Origin of the sequence: Methylophaga sp. UBA5088, from assembly GCF_002414625.1 — a bacterium.
GTDB lineage: Bacteria > Pseudomonadota > Gammaproteobacteria > Nitrosococcales > Methylophagaceae > Methylophaga > Methylophaga marina.
Genome location: NZ_DIAC01000035.1, coordinates 494 through 5,407, shown reverse-complemented (window position 1 = coordinate 5,407; position 4,914 = coordinate 494). Strand labels below are relative to the sequence as shown.

Below are 4,914 nucleotides of genomic sequence, written 5' to 3'. Positions count from 1 at the left end.
ACTACGTCGCCTTTTTTACGAAGATCTCTTAACTTCTGAGCATAGTCTTTTAGTCCAACAATATGCTCTGACATCACACCAAGTATCGGTGAGTGAATTTCGGGATGAGCCAATCTCTTTATCTGATATACAAAATCATCTGCCACCAGTTTACGGGTATCTGTTTGCTCAAAATCTGCTAAATCTTCTATATCAGAGAGTTCTTCATCGGTTAAGTTATGGTACAGCCAGACACCGTTTTCATCTCTGGCAAATGCAGGGTGTGGCTGGTAATAAATATTCTGTTTGATGGGAATCGTATAAATTGAGTATGCAATATCATCATCAGTCTCCTTAACAGGATGATTATCCTTGTCCAGGTAGACTACATCAGGCATTGATTCAGCTGCCAGGGGCTCTAGTTGATAAGGTCTTTTCAGGTAGTGGTATTGATATGGCGGTTCGTAAACCTGGCCAGTAATGATGACCTCGTTTGCGCTGTAGGATCTGGCAGGATCCAAGTGTTTGGGTCGTAGAGAAAAAGCAGCGTATAGGATCTCTTCATCGCTGGACGCTTCAGGATAAGGTGAATTTATCGCCCCCTTATCACAGGCTGTTGTGAAAAACAGCACGATAGCGAGCAAGCAATATATCAATCTCATACAACCTCATTGCGGAACATTAGATAGTGTCTGCATCATACCAGTAGAAGATTACTGCATGCTTGCCCTTTCCGTCATCCCCAAAATCAGGTAAGTTATCCCGCTTTATATGTAGTTTAGGAGAGACACATGGGTTTTCTGCAAGGCAAACGTGCGTTAATCGTGGGCGTAGCCAGCCCCCGCTCTATTGCATCTGGTATTGCTCATGCTATGGCACGAGAAGGTGCTGAATTGGCTTTCACTTATCAAAATGAGAAATTAAAATCACGCGTTGAAAAAATCGCTGAAGAGTGTGGCGCCGATCCTGCACTGGTCTTTCCTTGTGATGTGAGCAGTGATGATGAAATTAATGGTGTATTCAAGTCGTTATCTGAGCATTGGGATGGCCTAGATACGATTGTTCATTCTGTTGCCTTTGCCCCACGTGAGCAGCTACAGGGTGGGTTCGTTGATAGCGTTACACGTGAAGGTTTTGCTATGGCGAACGATATTAGTGCCTATAGTTTTGCTGCATTAGCTAAAGCAGGCAAAGACATGATGGCAGGTCGCAATGGCTCATTATTAACATTAAGCTATCTGGGTGCAGAAAAAGCCATTGATAACTACAATGTCATGGGCGTAGCTAAAGCGGCTTTAGAAGCCACTGTTCGTTACATGGCATACTCAATGGGTGAACAAGGTATCCGTGTCAATGCAGTGTCCGCTGGCCCAATCAAAACACTGGCTGCTGCTGGTATTGGTGATTTTGGAAAAATGCTCGCCTACGGTGAGAGAAACTCACCACTTAGAAGAAATGTAACGATTGAAGAAGTCGGTAATGTAGCTGCTTTTCTCTGCTCTGATTTAGCTTCAGGTGTGACGGGGGAAATTACCTATGTTGACGCTGGCTACAATATTGTCGGTATTGGTGATAAGTAATTCCATTGTATTGCTAGAACTCATAAGGGCATTCATTAATGCCCTTTTTTTTGATCCCTATTTGGAGGCCATATGTCTCATAAACATGCCATGATTTTATTGGCCTTCATTGTCCTTGGCGCAGTGAGTGGTGTTTTCTTAGGGTGGTATAGACCTGACACAGCCACACAGATAAGTTGGCTTGGAACACTGTTTCTCAATGCATTGAAAATGACCATCATTCCATTGGTTATTGCATCCATTGTCAGTGGTATCGGGTCATTAGGGAATCTGAAAAAGCTAGGCAGGCTGGGTGGACTGACCTTACTTTATTACAGCTTATCAACCGCTGTCGCCGTTTTTATCGGTCTGGTCGTTGTGAATTGGATTCAACCAGGTGCAGGTATGCAATGGAGTCAGTCAGAGGTGCCTGAATATATTCTGGAGAAACAGGACACCGGTGCCAGTGATATCATCTTATCCTTGGTCTCACCTAATCTGATTGCTTCAGCAGCAGAAACACAACTCCTTCCTTTGATTGTCTTTGCCATTTTGTTTTCTATGGCCTTAAGTACGTTAGGTGAAACAGGCAGACCGGTCTTTCAGCTGTTTGATGGCATCAATGAAGCCATGATGAAACTCGTTATCTGGGTAATGCATCTCGCTCCACTAGGCATATTTGCTTTAATTGCTGCTAGGCTGGGTAATGCTGGAGGTGGTGAACATTTTTTAAGTGAAATGAAAGCGGTTGGCTGGCATGTAGTGACTGTACTGACGGGACTTCTTGCACACGGCATATTGTTATTTATCATTCTGCTATTAATGACACGCCGTGGCATAAGCTATCTGCTTGGAATGGGCCGAGCCTTGGTAACGGCATTTGGTACAGCGAGTTCTTCTGCAACCCTACCATTGTCGATGGAATGCGTCAGAGAGAATGGTATTAGCCATAAAACCAGTAAGTTTGTTCTGCCACTAGGGGCAACAATTAATATGGACGGTACTGCACTTTATGAAGCGGCGGCTGTTATGTTTATTGCCCAGGCTTATGGCATTGACCTTAGCTTGACCCAACAAGCTATTGTTTTTATTACGGCTACCTTAGCTGCTATTGGTGCCGCTGGCATTCCAGAGGCAGGTCTAGTGACGATGGTGATTGTTTTAAGCGCTGTGGGCTTACCACTAGATGGTATTGCATTGCTGCTTTCAGTAGATTGGTTTCTCGACAGATTCAGGACATCAATCAATGTATGGAGCGATAGCGTAGGCAGTGCAATTGTTGATCGACTGACATAAAAAAAGGCGCATGGCGCGCCTTTTTTCTGCTCATGAAGATTGTTTATTTTAATGCATCTTGATGAATATCTATTTCAGCATCATGACGTAATTGAGCGATGAAAGCTTCAACTTCAGCGGCCGCATAAATACCTGTAAGCTGTTGTTGAAGTGCTTTTCTCTGCTCTTCATTCACATCATCAATATTACCGTTTCTGACTGAAGTTAATTTAATAACCACATAATTACCATTATCAGCAGAAAATCCTTCATAGTTAGCTGATGATAATGGTTTAGCCATGGTAAATGCTCTCTGAAGAATCTGACCACTCACTTGTTCAGCATCGCGTCCATAAAACTCAGGCGCTTGCCAATTTGTCAGTAAAGAGTCTGGAGCTTCACCAGATTTCACTTTTTCCAAGATTGACTCACCCTCATCCTGGGCTAGTTTTCTGGCTTTATCAAAAATCAACTGCTGTTTGATAGCAGGAGACACAGACTCAAAAGGTAAAACCGTCTCCGGAATATGCTTGTTCTTATGAATGACCAGCAAATCATTATCTGACAATTCAATCACTGCACTATTCAGATCATTTTTCAATACATCTTCACTGAATGCCGCATCAATTACCTTCTTATTACTGGTAATACCCTCTTCAGTGCCTGTACGGGTAAAACTTGGCGTAGTTTTAATTTCAAGACCCAGAGCTTCTGCTGTCACATCAAGGCTATCCGGATTTTCGAAACTTAGATTGGCTAACTGTTCTGCTTCATCATAAAAAACAGATTCAGCTTGCTGACGGCGATATAAATTTTCAACCTCGTCCCGCGCCTGAGCAAAGCTTTTACCTTCAGGTTTTTGAATCCCAGTAAGTTTAATTAAATGATAACCAAACTCAGTCTTAATGGGCTCACTGACATCGCCAACGTTTTCTAATGCAAATGCCGCTTCTTCAAACGCCGGATCCATAACATCTCTGCCAAAGAATCCAAGATCGCCACCATTACTGGCCGATCCGGTATCTTGCGAGGCATCTTTAGCTAATTCAGCAAAGTCTTCCCCCTCATTGATACGGGTTTGGATAGCTTTAATTTTTTCTAATGCGCTCTCGTCATCACCTTCAACTAAGATATGACTTGCACGGCGTTGCTCAGGGCCAACAAACTGATTTTGATTATCTGCATAGAATTTTTTCAAATCATCTTCATTGATTTGAATATCTTTTGCTAACTCATCAACAGATAATTCAATATAGTTGAGTTTGACTTGTTCAGGCGCTGTGTATGCGGCTAGATTATCGTCATAATATTGTCGAATTTCTGCATCATCCACATTCACTTCTTCAACAAATTGTTGGATGGGCACAATACCGTAAGCAATCTCACGTTGCTGTCTTTCTAATCTCAATGCTTCATTCAGTAATTTCACACTGGCAATTGATGAGCTTTGAATATTTGTTGTCAATTCTTGTGATAGTAGATCAGCTCTCAATTGGGCTTCGTATTGAGTGGGTGTGTAACCGACTCTTGCCAGAACCATCCCATAATAGTCTGAGTCAAATTGCCCATCACGTTGAAAGGCTGGGGTAGAACGAATGAACTGAGAGACAGCAGCATCACTAATATGCTGTTTTAAGGTGATATTCGCGTCACGCAATAATCGTTGTTCAATAAGACCATCTAAAACATCTTTTTTTACAGTAGCACTGTCGAACATAGCCGGATCGAACTGATCGCCCATCATACTTCTCATGCGGTCACGGTATTGCTGAAGTGACGACTGTAATTCTGTTTGAGTGATGGGAGAACCATTAACTTCGGCCACAACCACTGCCGAAGCACCAGATAAATATGAATTGATGCCCCACAGAGCGAATGGAATACTGATTAAACCAACGATGAACCAGGCAATCCATCCCTGGGCGTGATTACGTATGAAATGCAACATATGAAGAGAACCTTCCCGAAATGTTGTTAAAAACGGCTATTCTAATACAATAGGCAAAAAAAAAGGCGCATATGATGCGCCTTTCCTCTTTTTTGGCGGAGCGGACGGGACTCGAACCCGCGACCTCCGGCGTGACAGGCCGGCATTCTAACC

The 4,914-nt window shown here is 43.0% G+C and carries 3 protein-coding genes and 1 pseudogene; 2 read left to right on the top strand and 2 right to left on the bottom strand.

The window, feature by feature from the left end; translation table 11 throughout:
- Positions 1-641, bottom strand: a pseudogene (locus B4K20_RS04845) (peptide ABC transporter substrate-binding protein); the annotation flags it as partial.
- A gap of 129 nt (positions 642-770) precedes the next feature.
- On the opposite strand from B4K20_RS04845, the gene B4K20_RS04840 reads away from it, so the two are divergent.
- Both B4K20_RS04840 and B4K20_RS04835 read left to right on the top strand, forming a co-directional pair.
- Positions 771-1,559 (top strand): enoyl-ACP reductase FabI, encoded by a 789-nt coding sequence (locus B4K20_RS04840; protein ID WP_284722424.1) that lies wholly within the window; start codon positions 771-773, stop codon positions 1,557-1,559.
- Between the two features lie 72 nt (positions 1,560-1,631).
- Complete coding sequence (locus B4K20_RS04835) at positions 1,632-2,834, top strand: dicarboxylate/amino acid:cation symporter (protein ID WP_289282071.1); 1,203 nt, start codon at positions 1,632-1,634, stop codon at positions 2,832-2,834.
- A 43-nt stretch (positions 2,835-2,877) separates the two neighbouring features.
- Here the strand turns inward: B4K20_RS04835 and B4K20_RS04830 are convergent, their stop codons facing one another.
- A complete protein-coding gene (locus tag B4K20_RS04830; RefSeq protein WP_286304986.1) occupies positions 2,878-4,761 on the bottom strand; it encodes a SurA N-terminal domain-containing protein in 1,884 nt (627 codons plus the stop codon).
- Between the last annotated feature and the right edge of the window lie 153 nt (positions 4,762-4,914).